The organism is Salinibacter sp. 10B (assembly GCF_002954405.1).
Taxonomy (GTDB): Bacteria; Bacteroidota; Rhodothermia; order Rhodothermales; family Salinibacteraceae; genus Salinibacter.
On record NZ_MQWC01000004.1, the window covers coordinates 1,587,837 to 1,605,259 of the forward strand.

Consider the following 17,423-nt stretch of genomic DNA (forward strand, 5'->3'; position numbering starts at 1 on the left):
GCAGTTACGCCAAACCGTTGCGCACAATATCAATAGGTTTGACATAGTACAATACCGGACCCAGGATCTCAGCGGACCCATACTTCTGCTGATCGACGGAAGGACTCCTCTCTCAAGAACCAGGAAGCCCGCTGTACGTCCGCCGCCAACAGTACTGCTACTCCGTCAGCTCCATCGCCTCGTCGAACTCCACGCCCACGAGCGTCGAGACGCCCTGCTCCTCCATCGTCACGCCGTACATGCGGTCCGAGAGGGCCATGGTGCGCTGGTTGTGGGTCACGAGCACGAACTGGGTCTCGTCCTCAAAGCGGCGGACGAGGCTCATGAAGCGCTCCACGTTGGCGTCGTCGAGCGGGGCGTCCACCTCGTCGAGCACGCAGAAGGGGCTCGGCTTCACGAGGTAGATCGAAAAGAGAAGTGCGGTGGCCGTGAGGGCCTTCTCGCCGCTGGAGAGCTGGTCGAGCGTCACCGGCCGCTTGCCGCGCGGCTTGGCGATGATCTCGATGGGCGAGTCGATGGGGTCGTCCGGGTCCTCCAGCGCAAGCTCCGCCGTGGCGCCCTCTCCAAAGAGCTCCGTAAAGATGTCGCCGAAGCTGTCCTTGATCTGATCAAAGGTTTCGAAGAAGCGCTCGGCGGCGGTCGAGTTGATCTCCTCGATCGTTTCGAGCAGCGTCTCCTCCGCCTCCTCCAGGTCCGCTTTCTGCTCCTGCAAAAAGTCGAGGCGCTCCTTCTCCTCCTCGTACTCCTCCAGCGCCAGCGGATTCACGTCCCCCAGCGCGTTGATCGTGCCGCGCAGGCTCTTGACCTCGGACTGGGCCTCTTTCTCGTCGAAGTCCTCCGGCACCTCCACCGGATCGTCGGCGAGGTCGCGCTCGAAGTCCTCCGCCACGCTCCCCACCACATCCTCAATGCGGGTCTCAATCTCGGCGAGGTGGACGGCGGCCTCGTTCTTTTCGTTGAGGGCCGACTCTCGGTCCTGCCGGAGGGACCGCAACTGCGACTCCACTTCCGCAATCTCCGACTTGGTGTTCTGTAGCGCCTCTTCGGCCTCTTCGACCTTCTCGTCGTGCGCCTCCCGCTCGCTCCGGATGGCCTCGATCTGCTCGTCGAGGTCCGTCTGCTTGTCGAGCGCCGCCTCAATCGTCTCCTGATACTCCTCAATCTTCTCCGCCCGCCTCTCGGTGGCCTGGTCGATCTCGGCAATCCGCTCGCGGGCGCGCTCCAGGTCCTGCTCCAGGTTCTCCAGCCGGTTGCGCGCCTCCACGGCGGCCACATTGGCGTCGCTGAAGGCGTCCACGGCCTGTCGCTCGCGCTCTTCGGCTTCCTCAAGGGCTTCTTCGGCCTCTGCCCGTTTCTGCCGGAGGGCATCGACCCGCTCCTGTCCTTCTTCCACCTGCGCGCGCAGCGCCTCCGCCTGCTCCCGGTGCTCGGCCCGCTCGGCCTCAATTTCGTCCGCCCGCTCGCGAAGCTCCTGGCGGCGCTCCTCCACCGACTCCTTTTCGTACTCCAGCCGCTCGACCGTCGACTGCACGTCGGACAGCGCCTCCTCGGCCTCTCGCACTGCCGCCCGGCGGGCGTCCAGGTCGATCTCGTGGAGGGCCTGCCGCGCCTCCTCAACGGTCGTTTCCTGCTTCTCGCACTTCTGCTGAAGCTCGTTCATATGCTCGCGGGCCCGGTCCAGCTGCTCGCGGCGGCCCAGCCGACTGGCGGCGGGGGAGACGTTTTCGGTCTGGCTCCCCCCCTTGACCACACCGCGCCCATCCACCCACTCGCCGGTGCGTGCGAAAATGCGGATCGGCCCCTCGGCCTGGTCGGCGGCGGCCTCTACGTCGTCGAGCGTGTCGGTGAGGTAGCAGTCGTGCAGCAGGGTGTCGGCGAGGGCGTCGTAGGCCGTGTCGGTAGTGCGCACCACGTCGCGGAGCGGGGTGGTGCCGGCGGGGGCCTCCCCGTTCGGGACCGACGCGGGAAGATGGTCGAGAATGAGAAAGGAGGCCTGTCCCTTCTCGGCCTCCCGCAGCTGAGCGATGGCGGACCGAGCGTCCTCGGGGGTGCGGACGACGATGCACGAGGCGAGGTCGCCCAGCGCCGCGTCCAGGGCCACACGCACCTCGTCGTCGCAGGCCAGCACGTCGGCCACCGTTTTCAGATCGTCCAGCGACCCGTCCGTGGCGAGATACTGCACGGCGTCCGACAGCTCGTCGTAGCTCGACACCAGGCCGTCTAGCAGCTCCACCTCGGCCTCGGCGGCGTCGCGCTGCCGTTCCAGTTCGCGGAGCCGGTCGGTGGCCTCGTCGAGGTTCTGTTCTCTATCCTCGTGCTCCGCTTCCGCCCGGTCGAGCTGAGTCTGCGCCTCCTCCAGTTTCTCCCGGAGGTCGGCCCGCCGGCTCTGCGCCTCTCGGAGCCGGTCGTCAAATCCCTCGGCCTTTGCCTGAAGCTCGTCCTCTTGCTCGGCGACGCGATCCTGCTCCTCCTCCAGCATCTCAAGCCGGTTCGTGTGCTGGTCCAGCCGGCGCCGGCGCTCCCCCTGCTCGTCCGCTGCCGCCTCGGCCTTCTCCCGAAGGTCCTGCACCCGCTCGCGGAGGTCGGCCGCGGCGGCCTTGGCTTCGTCTCGCTCGGCCTCCGCTTCTTCCAGCGCCGCTTCGGCCTCGTCCAGCGCTGGACGCGCCTGCTCAATCGTGCTCTCCAGCCGCTGCACCTGCCCCGAGAGCTCCTCCCGCTGCTCTAGGGCCTCCTCCTGCGCCTGCTCGGCCTCGTCGCGGTCGCTGCGCGCTCGGTTCAGGCGCTCGCGCTGCAGTCGCTGCTCGGCCTCCAGGTCACGCACCTGCGCCCGGTGCTCCTGCAACTCTTCGCGGCGCTCCTGAAGCGTGGCCTCTCGCGCCTCAAGCGTGTCTCGCAATTCCTCCAGTCGCTCCTCCGTCTCGGATTCTTTTGCCTCCAATGCTTTCGCCCGCTCGGTCTGCTCGTCCTCTTTTTCCTGCAGCTGTTCCTGTTTGTGAATGAGGCGGTCGTACTCCACCTGCGAGAGCAGTAGCTCCAGCCGGTGCAGCTCCGCCTCCGCCTCCTTGTACTTCTGTGCCTTCTCGGCCTGGCGCTGCAGCCGCTCCACCTGCGTGCTAATCTCGTCGGTCAGGTCGCGGATGCGCTCCAGGTCGGACTGCGTGTTGTCGAGCTTGCGGAGGGCCTGGCGCCGGCGCATCTTGTAGCGCGTAATGCCGGCGGCCTCCTCAAACATGCGACGGCGGTCCTCGGTGGAGCCGGACACCAGCTCGTCGACCATACTCAGCTCAATCACCGAGTAGGCGTCCGCCGCCATCCCCGTGTCCATGAACAGGTCGGTGATGTCCTTCAGGCGGCACTGCGTCCCGTTCATCAGGTACTCCGACTTGCCGTCGCGGAAGAGGCGCCGCCCGATCGTCACTTCGGAGTACTCCGTGGGCAGCACCCCGTCGGTGTTCTCAATCGTGAGCTCCACCTCGGCCATGCCGAGCGGGCGCCGGTCGGAGGTGCCGTTGAAGATGAGGTTTTCCATCTTCTCGGAGCGGAGTACGGTGGGCCGCTGCTCACCGATCACCCAGCGGATGGCGTCCACAATGTTCGACTTGCCACAGCCGTTGGGGCCGACGATGGTGGTGACGCCGGGATCAAAGGCCAGCGTCGTCGACTCGGCAAAGCTCTTAAAGCCCTGCAGCTCCAGTTTACTCAGATACATGCACCCAGTACGTCATCAGAATAGAGTGTCCGCGGCCCGGCGTCGTCCACGCGGGCAAAGCGGAGGCGTCGGTAGATTGGTTCAAAGAACAAACCGAATTGCCGTTTTGCAAGTGTCCGACGGTTCCCGAAAACCCCGCCAACACGCCGCAGACGGGCGACACACGTCTTCACGCTCCTCTGATTCTGTTATTGTCCACACTCTTTTCTTACCAAACCGAGGATCCCACCCGTCCATCGCAGATCCATTCGCATTGAGTGTAAATATATCTCTGCCGCGAGAATGAGGACGCATCCGTTCGACTCAAAACCGAATCAGGATCACCTCTCCAAGCGTACGTCGGGACGGATTAATCAGTGACGTATTTTTCTGGATCGTCGTTTCCTTCCATGAAATCGAAGGTCACACTCCGAATCGACGAGGACGTCAAACGGGTAGCGAAAGCCATTGCCCAGAAGCCAGGAGAAAGCGTCTCCTCGATGGTAGAGACCTACTTCCAACTTCTTGCGAGTGAGGCAGGAGAGACAAAGCGCTCTGATGGGCGGGATCTCGGCCCCATCACCCGCCGGATTGCCGGGGCACTCGATCGTACCGATGCCTCCGACGAGGAATCTGATTCCGTTGATTTGTGATCTGCGTCGCATACTTGACCGCTCACGAGTCGTCGGGTCCCGACCGGTAACTGACCGACCGCATCGTCCCGTCGGGGCCGACGACGTTCGTTTCCGAGCCGGGCACGACGTCGGTGTTGTGGGCGGAGATGCAGATCCACGTGCCCTCGGTCCGGCGCACGACAAACGAGAAGAGATTTCGCCGCACGCCCGGGCGCTCGACCTCGCCAACGGGCGTCTGTCCCTCCAACCGCATCTTCGCGTGCACCACGCAGGCTGCCGGGCCGTGCGCCTCCGGGTCCCCGCTGATTTGCGTCACCCGTTTCTCCAAAAGCGTTATTGTCGACTCGCTGAAGATCGTGTCGAACCCGTAGGCATGAGCGCGTCGGATGGCGTCACGGTCGTGCCACCAGAGCCCGGTGACGTTCACGAATTCGGCGTCCTCTGCGAAGAGAGAGGCCAGCCGGTCGGCATCTCGGTCGTTCCAGGCCTCCACCCAGAGTGCTGCGATGCGCCCGGGCTGGTGGGCAGGGCCGTAACCAATATCGTTTGTCGCAGGACGTTCGGGCACGAGTCGTCGAGGACCTTGCGAAAGAGTCTGTCCGTAGAGTTTTTGCTATTTTGAAGTTCTTCATCTCCGTCGCTCCAAACTTGATGGGACATCTCAACTCGACTTTGGCCATTTGACTTCGACCAATCGTCGTTTCTAGAAGATGGAGGCCGGTAGGCGTAGTATTTATTTGATGTCGGGGGCAAACCGCGACATGGAAATAATCAAAAAGTGCCTCAATCCGCTGGAATAGGCAGTTTTTCGGTCATTCGAAAGCGCCAAAGTCGAGCCCAGAACGCGTTGTGCTATGGGGCAAGGCATGTGCGCGGCTTTGGAAGACTGCTTCTTCCGAAGGAAAACATCACACCCGTCGCTCCAGGGAATCTGGGATTCCCAGCATCTAGATGTCCAAACTTGATTTGGAGCCCATCTACCGATTGCGGAGGCCTCCTCGTCCAGTCGGATGGGTCCCAAATCAAGTTTGGGACGACAAAAAAGTTTCTTTCTGACGTTTGGAGAGGGGCACACATACCGTCGACATATAGCACAAGCCGTTCTCAGATGTCCGGGAGCCTTGTATGTTGGAATTCGCTACATGATTATCGATTTCGGGGGCCGCAGCTCGTTGGAGCCTTGGTCCAAGGAGGGTTCTACTTGAGACCGATGGATAGCTGGAGCGTTGCCTCCTCTTGTTGCTTTGAAGCCCGAACCGTTGCCTGAACCGAAGCTGGCGATGTCCGCCTCTCGCTTCGAGTTCGTATCCTGCAAGGTTGGCCATCTTGATGGCCTGGGCCAAAGCGACATTTGCGATCTCGTTCATCGCTTCCATTTCCGCTATGACATGCGCTGGTATCGATGTAGCCAAAAAGCATCTGGACCTGGCAATTCGGTTCGGTTCTGAGGAGGTCGAGACCCACCATTTTGAAAACGATTCTGAGGGCATCACTCAGCTTGAAGAGCTGCTCCGCGAGGCCGATCCGGAACGGATCGTCTTGGAGGCGACCGGTGGCTACGAACAACCGGTCAGCGCCGCCCTCTCGGCCACTCGATGCAACCAGAAAATTCGGGCGTTTTACGACCGATTAACCGATCGAGGGAAGGCCAAGAAGACGGCGCTCGTTGCTTGCATGCGGAAGCTTCTGGTGATCATGAACACGATGATGAAAAACGGAACCCAGTGGAATTCGGAATACCAGACCTCTTCTACTTGACAATTAACACCGTTGCTATCCAGAAGACCAGAGAGGCCTCAACGTCCATCGGGCTTGGCAATCTTGACCGGAGTCAAGCTTGCACATCTCCGATGTCCCAGAGTGACGAAGTGAGACAGTGCTCCTACGTCTCGTCTCGGTCGCCCGTGTCCGACTGCACCTCCGCCACCCGACTCCCGTCGTGAAAGCGAAGACGGAGGAGATCGCCGTCCTGAAGCGATTCGGCCGAGGGCACCGGGTCGCCGTCACGAGTCGGGTAGGCGTAGCCGCGGCGGAGGGGCTGTTCGGGATCGAGGGCCTGCAGGCGGCTCTGGAGTCGGTCGAGGCGGGTGCGGGCCTGCTCCGTGATGCGCTCGCCGCTGCGCTCCAGGCGGTCGACGATCGCGTCGAGGTGCTGGCGATGCTGTTCGAGGCGGCGAATCGGAGAGTGGAAGGCCCGGGACGACACGAGGGCGTCGATACGCTGGCGGGCATCCTGCAGCTGGCGAGTCACGCGGTCGCGGAGACGGTCATGGAGGTCCCGTACGCGATGGGCCACGTCCCGCCGGTCCGGCACCACAATCTCAGCGGCCATCGACGGCGTGGCGGCCCGTTCGTCGGCCACAAAGTCGGCTATGGACGTGTCACTCTCGTGCCCCACCGCACTCACCACCGGCAGGTCCGACGCGTCGATGGCCCGCGCCACTACCTCTTCGTTGAAGGCCCAGAGGTCCTCCGTAGAGCCGCCGCCCCGTCCCGTAATGATCAGATCCGGGCGCTGATCGTCGTCCGCCGGAAGATCGTTGAATGCCGCAATCGCATCGGCGATGGCCTGCGGGGCGTCGAGGCCCTGCACGGGCACCGGGCAGAGCACGACCTGGGCCGGGGGGAAGCGCCGCTCTAGCACCGACAGGATGTCCTGCAAGGCTGCCCCTTCCCCAGACGTCACGACGCCGATCTTCTCAGGAAACGTCGGCAGCGCCTTCTTGCGCTCTCGGTCAAAGAGGCCTTCATCCTTCAGCTTCTGCTTCAGTTGCTCGTAGGCCTCCTGCTGTGCCCCCTTCCCCGCCTGCCGCATCGCCTGCGCCATGATTTGCAGGTCGCCCCGCCGCTCGTAGACCGACGCGTGGCCGTTCACGCGCACCTGCATGCCCTCCTCCGGCTCAAAATAGACGTACTGCGTGAGGTGCTTCCACATCACGCATCGGATCTGAGCGTCGGCGTCCTTCAGCGTAAAGTAGCAGTGGCCCGACGCTGCGCGGGTAAAATTGGACAGCTCGCCCTCCACCCACACGTCATCGTAATGGCTCTCCACAAGGTCGCTGAGACCGCGGGTGAGCTCGGTGACGCTGAGGATCCCACCGTCAGAGATAGAATGATCATTGGAGGTCGGCATAAAACGCAACTGGGTGGGTCGTGAAGAGGCAGAACAAACGTACGTTGGCGCACGCCAAAAGGTGTGCGACCTGCGGGGCATTCCGCCATTCTAAGCATCCGTCATGAGTGGCGCAGATGCAACTAACGGGCGCTTTTCCACGTGCGCCTCACGAATCCAGTATGTTCACGGGAACTTCGCTTTTTGAAGATGTTAGGCTAGCGGAAGCGGCCGTTCTGGCGGTATCCCTCCCTCCTCTACTCGCGTGCTCTCATGACCCGTACTCCCCGTGCTGTATTCTGCCTGATCACCGTTCTCCTGGGACTGACACTCGCCGGGCCCGCGTGGGCGCAGCGGACGATCACCGGCACGGTCACTGACGTTGAGGAGGCTCCCCTTCCGGGCGTGAACGTGCAGGTGGAGGGGACCACGCGGGGCACCACCACCAACATGGACGGCAGCTACGCCATCGAATTGCCGGCCGAGCGCAATCAGCTGGTCTTTACGTTCGTCGGCTTCCGATCTCAAACCGTTATGGTCGGGGACCAGTCCACGGTCGACGTGCAGCTCGAAGAGGACGTGCTGGGACTCGACGAGGTGGTGGTGACGGGCCTCGCCACCAGCGTCAAGCGGCGCAATCTGGCCAATGCCGTGGGCACGATCAGCGAAGAGGACCTCGTGCCCGTCCCGGCGCAGACCCTTGAGCGGGCACTCAGCGGAAAGATTGCGGGGCTCAACGTAAGCCAGAACACCGGCGCGCCCGGCGGCGGCATCAACGTCAACCTGCGCGGCACCTCCACCATCACCGGCTCCACCCAGCCGCTCTACGTCGTGGACGGCGTCATCATGGACAACTCCGACATCCAGCCCGGACTCGACTTCGTCACGGAAGCTGCGTCAGCAGGAAGCGACAATCCCCAGGGCCAGCCCACCAACCGCATCGCCGACATCAATCCGAACGATATCGAGTCCATCGAGGTGCTGAAGGGCGCGAGCGCGGCAGCCATCTACGGCTCAAAAGCCACGAACGGGGTCGTTATCATCAGTACGAAGCGAGGGCAGGCCGGCGAAACCCAGATCAACATCACCCAGCAGACCGGTTTCTCGACCATCCTCAACAAGATTGGGACGCGCGACTTCACCGACAATCCGGAGGCGGCGGGCGACGATGCGGATCTCGTGCGGCAGAACGGCTTCATCGACTACGAGGAGCTGGTGTACGGGCGCGAGGGGCTGACCTCCGAGACGACCGTGTCCATTTCGGGGGGCGACGCGGACACGCGCTTCTATGCCAGCGGCCTGGCCCTCACGGAGAATGGGATCGTGGACAACACGGGCTACGACAAGTATTCGGCCAAGCTGAACCTGGAGCAGAAGGTGAGCGACCGGCTCCGCGTCCAGCTCAACTCGTCGCTCGTCCGGTCGGAATCGGACCGCAGCGTGACAGGGAATGAAAACCAGGGCGCCACGACCCTCGGCTTCTCGGTGGCCTTCACGCCCAGCTACGTCGACATCCGGCAAAACCCCGACGGCACGTATCCGGATGGGCCGGCGGGCTCGAATGCCCTGCAGACCGTGGACCTACTGAAAAACAACGAGCTCAGCTATCGGGGTACGCTCTCGGGGCTCATCAACTTCAATATTTTCCAGAATGAGACCCAAAACCTCGACTTCATCCTTCGCGGCGGCGCCGATGCATACTCGCTGACGAACGAGATCGTCTCCCCCCCGACGCTCCAGTTCGAGCAGGCAAAAGATCTGGCCGTGCGGGGCGTGTCGGTGGCGGGCGAGACCACAAGCCTCAGCACCAACATCTGGGCGAACCTCGTGCACCGGTGGGCGGCCACGGATGGCCTCAATTTTACAACCACCGGCGGCATTCAGTACGAGACCCGCGATATCGACAACGTGCAGGCACTCGCGGAAGGCATCATCGTCACCCAGGAAAACATTGACCAGGCCACCAGCCTGCGGGGCTTTGAGGACGTGCTCCGACAGCGCGAGGTGGGCTTCTTCGTGCAGGAAGAGGCCGACATCAACGAGCAGTTCTTCCTGACGGCCGGCCTGCGCGCCGATGCCTCCAGTCGCGTGGGCGATACCGACCAACTGTATTTCTATCCCAAGGCATCGGCCTCGGTACAGCTGGCCAACTTTGACTTTTGGGACGGTTTTCGCTCGACCCTTCCGCAGTTAAAGTTCAGAAGCGCCTTTGGGCGTACGGGCAACCTCCCGCGGGCCGACGCCAAGTACACGTCGCTCGACGCCGAAAACATCGGGGGCGTGGGGGGCGTGATCGTCCCGACGCGACGAGGCAATCCAGACATCGAGCCGGAGACCACGCAGGAGTGGGAGTTCGGGGTGGACGCGGCATTTCTGCAGGAGCGCGGGACGGTTGAGTTCACGTATTACCGCCAGAACATCCGCGACCTGATTCTGGAGAACGAGCTGCCGAAGTCGTCCGGGTTTGCGACGGAGTTCATCAACGCGGGCGACATGCGCACCAGCGGCATCGAGGTGGCCCTGAACGTCGTCCCGGTCCTGGCCGACAACGTGAACTGGCGCTCCACGGTGACGTTTGCCCGAGATCGCTCCGAGATTACGTCGCTCGACGTCGACCCCTTCCAGGTCGGCGGCTTTTCGCTCTCCCTCGGCCAGTTCCAGATCGAAGAGGGCCGCTCGCCCACGACCATCGTCGGCCAGAACGAGGCCGGCGCGCTCACGACGTTCGGCAACTCGAACGCCGATTTCCAGATCGGATGGAGCAACTCGCTTCAGGCGTACGGCTTCCAACTCGGCTTCCTGTGGGACTGGAAGGAAGGGGGCGACGTCATCAACCTCGGCAAGCTCATCACCGACCTGGCCGGCACCACGCCGGACCTCGGCACGGAAGAGGGACAGGCCCGAGCAGCGGGCGCGGGCGGCACGGGACGCTACGTGGAAGACGGCACCTACCTGAAGCTGCGGGAGGCCAGCCTGACCTATACCGTTCCCGCTGCAACGCTCGGGCGATGGTTTAATGAGGGTGTCCGTTCGCTGAACGTGGGGGTGGGCGGCCGCAATCTGCTGATGTTTACGCCCTACGACGGCTACGACCCGGAGGTGAGCCAGTTCGGCAATGTGGCTGTGGGACGGGCGGTGGACGTGATCCCGTTTCCCTCCTCGCGCCACTTCTACTTCAAGGTCGGCCTCGGCTTCTAGTACAGCATCGATGCCTCGCTTGAACGGAAGGTCTCCTGCCCTGAAGCGTGGACGCCGTGATGCCTGAACGCATGATGGGTCGCTCCACCCGCCTCCCGAAGTTACACATCACGAACTCACGCTTCAATTTTTCCTCCCCCGACAATCTCACTGCTCTCATGACGATGGTTTCTCGATGCACTTCCTCCTTCCAACGGCACGTCCTCCTCTGGGGGCTCGCGGTCGCTCTCATTGCGGTGCTTCTCACGGGCTGCGACACGCTCGACTTCGAGGATCCGAATGCCCCCCAGGCCGACGTGGTGAGCATCCAAAATCTGGCGACGGGCACCGAGGGCGCGATGCGCGATGAGTTGGACATCTATCTCCAGACTGTCGCCATCTTCGGCCGGGAAGGGTACTTCTTCGAGCCTGCCGATCCCCGCTACACCGGCGAGCTGTACGTAGGACCGCTGGACCCGAACGGCTTTCTCGTCACCGACCCGTGGTCCGGCCGCTATCGCACCATCCGCAACGCAAACGAGCTCCGCGACCGCGCCGCCATTCAGCGGGCGGAGACGCCCGAGCAGTTCAGCGAGGACGACGTTCTGGCCGTGGAGGGCTTTGCAAAGACCATCATCGGGTACCAGCTGCTCCTGGTGCTGAACTCGACCTGGGACAATGGGCTCAAGATCGAATTCAATGACGACGTAAATACGCCGGTGGTGTCTCGCGCCGATGCGTTTGCCGAGATCGAGCGGTACCTCGACGAGGGCTTTGCGGACCTCGACGGCGTTGAGGCCTTCCCCTTCACGCTGTCATCCGGATTCGACGACGGGGGATTTGGGACCCCCGACGGCTTTCGGCAGTTCAACCGAGCCGTCCGGGCACGGGTGGCGGCCTACCAGGGCAAGTACGGCGACGTGCTCGACGCACTGGACGACTCGTTCATCAACCCGATGGGGGATCTCGACCGCGGCGTGTACCACGTCTACGCCACCGGCATCGGGGAGCGCACGAATCCCCTCTTTGAGGTGCCTACGTCCTCCGGCGTCAAGCTGCGGGCGCACCCGTCGTTCGGTACCGACGCCCGCCCAAACGATGAGCGGTTTGCCGAGAAGGTGCTGGACCGCACCGCCGACGCGAACAATCCGGAGAATTCATTCTCTGCCTCTCCGTCTGCCGCCAACGGCCTGTCGAGTGCGCTGGTCGTGACGCTCTTCGAAACCTCGACCTCCCCGATCCCCATCCTCCGCAACGAGGAGCTGCTCCTGCTCCGCGCCGAGGCGTACACTCTCGGGACGAACCAGGATTTGAATGCGGCCGTCGCCGATCTCGACGTGATCCGAATGGCGGCCGGCTTGGATCCGTACGGCGGGCCCGTCACGGAGACTGCCGTGTTCGACGAGTTGCTGTACAACCGCCGGTACTCGCTCTTTATCGAGGGGCACCGGTGGATCGACGTGCGGCGATTCGACCTCCTGGACACGCTCCCCCGCGACATGGTGAACCCCGACAACCCGACCCCCAGCACCATCTTTGCGCAGGTGCCCATCCCGCTCGACGAGACCCCAGAGAATTGACGAGCAGAAGGGAGGAGGTCATTGGATGACACAGAGGCTCCCTCTCCATAAACTTACCGGATGACAGCGCTGATTACGGACCCTAGATATGATTGTCTTCCCGATCGGGACTGGTCGGGAGATTTGAGACTTGCGTTGAGAGCCCCGTGGGCACACGACGGGGCTCTTTGCGTTAGGGGGACGGATTCGAATTCGTGCCGACTCTCAATCCGATCCTGTTGCGTTCTATGTCTGAGTCTTCCCCCATCCGCATCCAGTTCGTGTGCCTCGGCAACATCTGCCGGAGCCCCCTCGCCAAAGCCGTATTCCGCGACAAGGTGGAAAAGCACGGCCTCTCGGAGCACTTTGAAATTGTGTCGTCTGGCACAAGCAACTACCACATTGGCGATCCGGCCGATCGTCGGATGCGGAAAACCGCGAAGCGCAACGGGCACTCGCTCGACGATCATAGCGCCTCGCAGTTTCAGGCCGAGGACCTGGAGCAGTTCGATCACATCTTTGTGATGGACAAGAGCAACCTGAACGACGTGCTCCACCTCGACGAAAACGATGAGTACGGCGCGAAGGTGCGTCTCTTCCGTGAGTTCGACCCCGAGCCCGGCGATTATCAGGTGCCGGACCCGTACCACGGCGGACGAGAAGGCTTCGAAAACGTCTACGACATCGTGAACCGCACGTCGGATGCCATTCTGCACCGATTGGTGGAAGAGCACGGACTCGCAGACCATCTGGACGAGGTAGAGAACAAGGGCGCGGGTGAGCGGGAGTAGGACCAAACACATCCCCCAACACTCGTTCCTCCTCCACGCCTACCCCCCATTCGTCCACGCTCAAACAGATGATTCCTGATTCGCTGCGCGAGACCTTGGAAACCCATCTTGACGTGACGATTGATAGTGTCGCGGCAGTGGGAGGCGGCTGCATTGCCAATGCCTGCCGGGTCGAAACTGACGGTGCGCCCTTTTTTCTAAAATACGGCGACGAAGAGGTAGCGCGCACCTTCCCGGGTGAGGCGGCGGGCCTGGAGGCACTCGCGGCCGCCGACAGTCCACTGACCGTCCCGTCCATCCGTGAAACTGCCCCGCCCACGGACGACCGCCCCGGCTTTCTCGTGATGGAGTGGATCAATTCCGGACGCAGAGGCCGTCGGTTCTGGGAGCGGTTTGGGGAAGGACTGGCCGCACTACACCGTCACGCTGCCGAGGCGTACGGCTTCGACGATGACAACTTCATCGGCCAGTCGCCGCAACCGAACGAGTGGATGGACGAGTGGCCAGCCTTTTTCCGATCGCAGCGGCTGGAGCCGCAGGTGCAAATGGCCCGGGAGCGCGGCCGGTGGCAGTCCTCGTGGAATCGTCCGCTGGAGACCCTGTATCGGCGCCTGCCCGAGCTTCTGCCGGAAACCCCCGACGCCTCGGTCCTCCACGGCGATTTGTGGAAGGGCAACTTCATGGTGACGGCGGTGGGCGAGCCTGCGATTATCGATCCGGCCACGTACTATGGCCACCGAGAAGCGGACCTCGCCATGACGGAGCTCTTTGGGGGCTTCCAAGATCGCTTCTACGACGCCTACCGCTCGGCCTGGGCTCTGGACCCCGGCTACGAGACGCGTCGCGACATCTACAACCTGTACCACCTGCTCAACCATCTCAACCTCTTCGGCGCAGGCTACGCGAACTCTGTGCAGCGGACGCTCAACGCAGTGGTCTAGCGCCTTCGTGCTATTGGCCCTCCTTCCGTTTCCCTTTCTTCTCCATGGTCAATTAGCGGGAGCAGCAATAGCTCAATCTCGCCCAGGAGCTTTCGACCGGAAAATCGTCTCGAAATTGCCCTTGGATATGAGCGAGCCGGTCGTTACCCTATTATCAATCTTGATGGGAGCTTCGACAGATATTCCTGCGTGAGCAACGAGCCGCGCTTCGCCGACAGGCCGACGCTCCACGGTCCTTTCCACGATCGGGATCCTCCAAACTGACCGCCCCCGTTCGATGCGCTCCCTGCTTGCTCCCCTCCTCTTACTGGCCCTTCTGCTTCCGCTTTCGTCGCCTCGTGCCCAGGTAGTGTCGACGGCCAACGGACGGGTGGAAGGCACTCCCGTATCCGACGGGGTGCACGCCTTCAAAGGCATTCCCTATGCCAAGCCCCCGATCGGGGAGCGTCGCTGGCGCCCCCCCCAACCGGTCGAATCGTGGAGCGGGGTGCGCTCGGCCACCCGCTTCGGCCCCCGCTGCATGCAGACCCGTCCCTACGGCGATATGATTTTCCGAAGCGCGGGCATGAGTGAAGACTGCCTTTACCTGAACGTATGGACCCCGGCCGATGCCCCCACAGGATCGTTGCCGGTGCTGGTCTACTTTTACGGCGGCGGGTTCATCGCGGGCGACGGCTCGGAGCCTCGCTATGATGGAGCGAGCATGGCCCGGGAAGACATTGTCGTGGTGACGCTCAACTACCGTCTCGGCGTGTTCGGCTTCATGGCCCATCCAGCCCTTACTGCCGAGTCGCCAGAACAGGCCTCCGGCAACTACGGGCTGCTGGACCAGGCACAGGCCCTCCGCTGGGTGCAAAACAACATTGCGGCCTTCGGGGGCGACCCCGATCGGGTAACGATTGGAGGAGAATCGGCCGGATCAATGTCGGTGAGCGGCCACCTCGCATCGCCCCTGTCAACGGGACGATTTGCACGAGCCATCGGGGAAAGCGGGGCCCTGCTGGGCGCTCTTTCCCCCTCCTCACTCGCCGACGCGGAGGAAAAAGGCAGCCGATTTGCCGATCAGGTGGGGGCCGATTCCCTTGCCGAGTTGCGTGCCCTGTCGTCGTCACGACTATTAGAACATGCGGCCAAACCCACTGCGCCCCGGTTTGGCGTTACAGTGGACGGCCACTTTCTCTCAATGCCCCCCTCAGAAGTGTACGCCGAAAAAGAACAGGCACGCGTCCCCCTCCTCGTCGGATGGAATTCGAAGGAAAGCGACTACCGTGCCATCATTGGCAACGACCCGCCCACTCCCACAGTCTACAAATCGGCGGTCCGAGATTTGTACGGGGACCGGGCCGACCGGGCACTTGAGCTCTATGCGGCCAACACCTGGACCGAAGTCCTCCAGGCTGGGACCGACCTTGCCAGTGACCGGTTCATGGGGTACCCTACCTGGAAGTGGAGCGATCGTCATCGCCGGACCGGTCCCCCGGTGTACCGCTACTTCTACACCCACCCTCGCCCGCCAATGAAACCGGGCAAGGGAAATAACGTCCCGGGCCTCGCCGGCACAAATGAAAACGCCGGACGCATCACGCCGCCGCGCGGCGCCGTTCATGCTGCGGAAATTGAGTATGCCCTCGGCACCCTCGACACGAACGACATCTACGCCTGGACGCCGACGGACCGAACAGTGTCCAGGTACATGAAGAGCTACTTTGCCAACTTTATCAAGACCGGCGACCCAAATGGCGAGGCCCTTCCCGCCTGGCCGATGGCCGGTTCCGATGAGCAGGCAATGGTCATGCGGCTGAACGCAACGCCGGAGGCCGTGCCGGCTCGTCACCCCGACCGCTATCAGTTTCTGGATGCGGTCGCGTCGGAGTAATTGCCACCAGAGCCGCCGTACGCCGACGCCAAAAAAAGAAGCGGTTCGACTTTCTTTCGATTACTTGAAAGCGCTTGCACAAACCTCTAACCCTTATGTCTGATAACACACTCTCTCGACGTTCTTTTCTCAGCAAAACGGCCGCGGCCGGTGCAGCGGCGTTCACCGCCCCCCTGGTGGTTCCCCGTCACGTGTTGGGCGGCCCCGACCACCAGGCCCCCAGCGACACCCTGAACATTGCCGGCATTGGTGTCGGTGGGGTGGGCGAAAGCAACATTGACAACGTGGCGGAGACCGAGAACATTGTGGCCTTTGCCGACGCCGACCACGGCTATGCGTCCGAGGTCTTCGACAAGTATCCCGACGCCGCCACCTATTACGACTACCGGCGGATGTTCGATGAGATGGGGAATGAAATCGACGGCGTCATCATCGCCACGCCGGACCACACGCACGCCAAGATTACGGCCGACGCCATGAAGCGCGGCCTTCACGTCTACACCCAGAAGCCCCTGACGTGGTCGGTGGGCGAGGCGCGCTACCTGCGGCAGCTGGCCCAGGAAACTGACGTGGTCACACAAATGGGAAACCAGGGCCACTCCAGCGACGATGCGCGCCTGATCAACGAGTACGTGCGGAGCGGAGCGATCGGGGAGGTCGAGAAGGTGCACGTCTGGACCAACCGACCGATTTGGCCGCAGGGCATTGAGATGCCTGAGGAAGTGCAGCGTGTCCCCGACCAGTTGAACTGGGACCTCTTTCTCGGTCCGGCCCATGAGGAGCCGTACCACGAGGACTTCCATCCCTTCAGTTGGCGGGGCTGGGTAGACTGGGGAACCGGGGCCCTCGGCGACATGGGCGCCCACCTGGTGGACCACCCTTTCTGGGCGCTGGAGCTAGGTGCCCCGACCTCCGTCCAGACGCGTTCCACGGCCTTCAACGGCGAGAGCTGGCCCCAATCGACGATGACGCACTACAACTTCCCCGCTCGGGGCGACAACCCGCCGGTGAAGATGATCTGGTACGACGGGGGCCTCATGCCGGAGCGTCCCGACGTCATCCCCGAAGACGTATCGCTCAACCCGGCCGGCGGTGCGCTCCTCGTCGGCAGTGAGGGCTACCTCATGCACGAAACCTACGGCAGCAATCCTCAGATCTTTCCGGAGGAAAAAGCAGAGGAGCTGGACACACCGCCCCAAATGTTCGATCGCATTCAGGGAGAAAACCACGAGCTGAACTGGGCCCGCGCAATCAAGGGGCAGGAAGAGGCCACCTCCCACTTTGAGTATGCGACCCAGCTGACGGAAACGATGCTTCTGGGCGTCGTGTCTCTCCGTGCCGACAATAAAAAGATCCAGTGGGACGGAGATGCGGGACGGGTTACCAACGACGAAGCGGCCAATCAGTACCTGGCCCGGCAAAATCCGAGAGAGCCGTGGGCAATCCCCGAAGTGCAGAACGCCGTCGGGGCAACGGCACAGCAGTAACGCTGTCCGCATGCTCAGGACGGTCACCACGGAGGGGAACGCTTCCCTCTCCTCGGCACTGTCCACTCACGCAAGCACCGGTACAACGGGCCCCTCGACCGAGGCCAAACGGCATCGGACGGGGGGCCCGTTATACTGGACGGGAGGGACAATCTCG

At 62.7% G+C, this 17,423-nt stretch carries 11 protein-coding genes; 8 read left to right on the forward strand and 3 right to left on the reverse strand.

Features of this window, described 5'->3' with window-relative positions; all coding sequences use genetic code 11:
- Window positions 1-157: 157 nt before the first annotated feature.
- Complete coding sequence (gene smc / locus BSZ35_RS06775; RefSeq protein ID WP_105011725.1) at window positions 158-3,709, reverse strand: chromosome segregation protein SMC; 3,552 nt, start codon at window positions 3,707-3,709, stop codon at window positions 158-160.
- A gap of 389 nt (window positions 3,710-4,098) precedes the next feature.
- On the opposite strand from smc, the gene BSZ35_RS06780 reads away from it, so the two are divergent.
- Complete coding sequence (locus BSZ35_RS06780) at window positions 4,099-4,341, forward strand: DUF6364 family protein (protein ID WP_105011726.1); 243 nt, start codon at window positions 4,099-4,101, stop codon at window positions 4,339-4,341.
- A 22-nt stretch (window positions 4,342-4,363) separates the two neighbouring features.
- Here the strand turns inward: BSZ35_RS06780 and BSZ35_RS06785 are convergent, their stop codons facing one another.
- Window positions 4,364-4,891, reverse strand: coding sequence for an SgcJ/EcaC family oxidoreductase (locus BSZ35_RS06785; protein ID WP_258096114.1), 528 nt, complete (start codon window positions 4,889-4,891; stop codon window positions 4,364-4,366).
- A gap of 815 nt (window positions 4,892-5,706) precedes the next feature.
- On the opposite strand from BSZ35_RS06785, the gene BSZ35_RS20195 reads away from it, so the two are divergent.
- Complete coding sequence (locus BSZ35_RS20195; RefSeq protein WP_146110016.1) at window positions 5,707-6,081, forward strand: transposase; 375 nt, start codon at window positions 5,707-5,709, stop codon at window positions 6,079-6,081.
- Window positions 6,082-6,205: 124 nt separating this feature from the next.
- Here the strand turns inward: BSZ35_RS20195 and xseA are convergent, their stop codons facing one another.
- On the reverse strand, window positions 6,206-7,456 hold the full coding sequence (gene xseA / locus BSZ35_RS06795; protein WP_105011728.1) for an exodeoxyribonuclease VII large subunit: 1,251 nt from the start codon (window positions 7,454-7,456) through the stop codon (window positions 6,206-6,208).
- Between the two features lie 252 nt (window positions 7,457-7,708).
- Between xseA and BSZ35_RS06800 the strand changes: the two genes are divergently transcribed.
- From BSZ35_RS06800 to BSZ35_RS06825, 6 genes are all read left to right on the forward strand, one after another.
- A complete protein-coding gene (locus BSZ35_RS06800; RefSeq protein ID WP_105011729.1) occupies window positions 7,709-10,633 on the forward strand; it encodes a SusC/RagA family TonB-linked outer membrane protein in 2,925 nt (974 codons plus the stop codon).
- Window positions 10,634-10,797: 164 nt separating this feature from the next.
- The gene (locus tag BSZ35_RS06805) at window positions 10,798-12,192 is read left to right on the forward strand and encodes a RagB/SusD family nutrient uptake outer membrane protein (protein ID WP_181149214.1); all 1,395 of its coding nucleotides are present in this window, start codon (window positions 10,798-10,800) and stop codon (window positions 12,190-12,192) included.
- 227 nt (window positions 12,193-12,419) lie between these two features.
- Complete coding sequence (locus BSZ35_RS06810; RefSeq protein ID WP_105011731.1) at window positions 12,420-12,962, forward strand: low molecular weight protein-tyrosine-phosphatase; 543 nt, start codon at window positions 12,420-12,422, stop codon at window positions 12,960-12,962.
- A gap of 68 nt (window positions 12,963-13,030) precedes the next feature.
- The gene (locus BSZ35_RS06815) at window positions 13,031-13,903 is read left to right on the forward strand and encodes a fructosamine kinase family protein (protein ID WP_105011732.1); all 873 of its coding nucleotides are present in this window, start codon (window positions 13,031-13,033) and stop codon (window positions 13,901-13,903) included.
- A gap of 277 nt (window positions 13,904-14,180) precedes the next feature.
- The gene (locus tag BSZ35_RS06820) at window positions 14,181-15,779 is read left to right on the forward strand and encodes a carboxylesterase/lipase family protein (protein WP_105011733.1); all 1,599 of its coding nucleotides are present in this window, start codon (window positions 14,181-14,183) and stop codon (window positions 15,777-15,779) included.
- A 95-nt stretch (window positions 15,780-15,874) separates the two neighbouring features.
- On the forward strand, window positions 15,875-17,266 hold the full coding sequence (locus BSZ35_RS06825; protein WP_105011734.1) for a Gfo/Idh/MocA family oxidoreductase: 1,392 nt from the start codon (window positions 15,875-15,877) through the stop codon (window positions 17,264-17,266).
- Window positions 17,267-17,423: the final 157 nt, after the last annotated feature.

Coding starts and splice junctions, on each gene's coding strand:
- BSZ35_RS06825 (WP_105011734.1), top strand. CDS start 15,875: ATGTCTGATAACACACTCTCTCGACGTTCTTTTCTCAGCAAAACGGCC.
- BSZ35_RS06820 (WP_105011733.1), top strand. CDS start 14,181: ATGCGCTCCCTGCTTGCTCCCCTCCTCTTACTGGCCCTTCTGCTTCCG.
- BSZ35_RS06780 (WP_105011726.1), top strand. CDS start 4,099: ATGAAATCGAAGGTCACACTCCGAATCGACGAGGACGTCAAACGGGTA.
- BSZ35_RS06800 (WP_105011729.1), top strand. CDS start 7,709: ATGACCCGTACTCCCCGTGCTGTATTCTGCCTGATCACCGTTCTCCTG.
- BSZ35_RS06805 (WP_181149214.1), top strand. CDS start 10,798: ATGGTTTCTCGATGCACTTCCTCCTTCCAACGGCACGTCCTCCTCTGG.
- xseA (WP_105011728.1), bottom strand. CDS start 7,456: ATGCCGACCTCCAATGATCATTCTATCTCTGACGGTGGGATCCTCAGC.
- BSZ35_RS06815 (WP_105011732.1), top strand. CDS start 13,031: ATGATTCCTGATTCGCTGCGCGAGACCTTGGAAACCCATCTTGACGTG.
- BSZ35_RS20195 (WP_146110016.1), top strand. CDS start 5,707: ATGACATGCGCTGGTATCGATGTAGCCAAAAAGCATCTGGACCTGGCA.
- smc (WP_105011725.1), bottom strand. CDS start 3,709: ATGTATCTGAGTAAACTGGAGCTGCAGGGCTTTAAGAGCTTTGCCGAG.
- BSZ35_RS06810 (WP_105011731.1), top strand. CDS start 12,420: ATGTCTGAGTCTTCCCCCATCCGCATCCAGTTCGTGTGCCTCGGCAAC.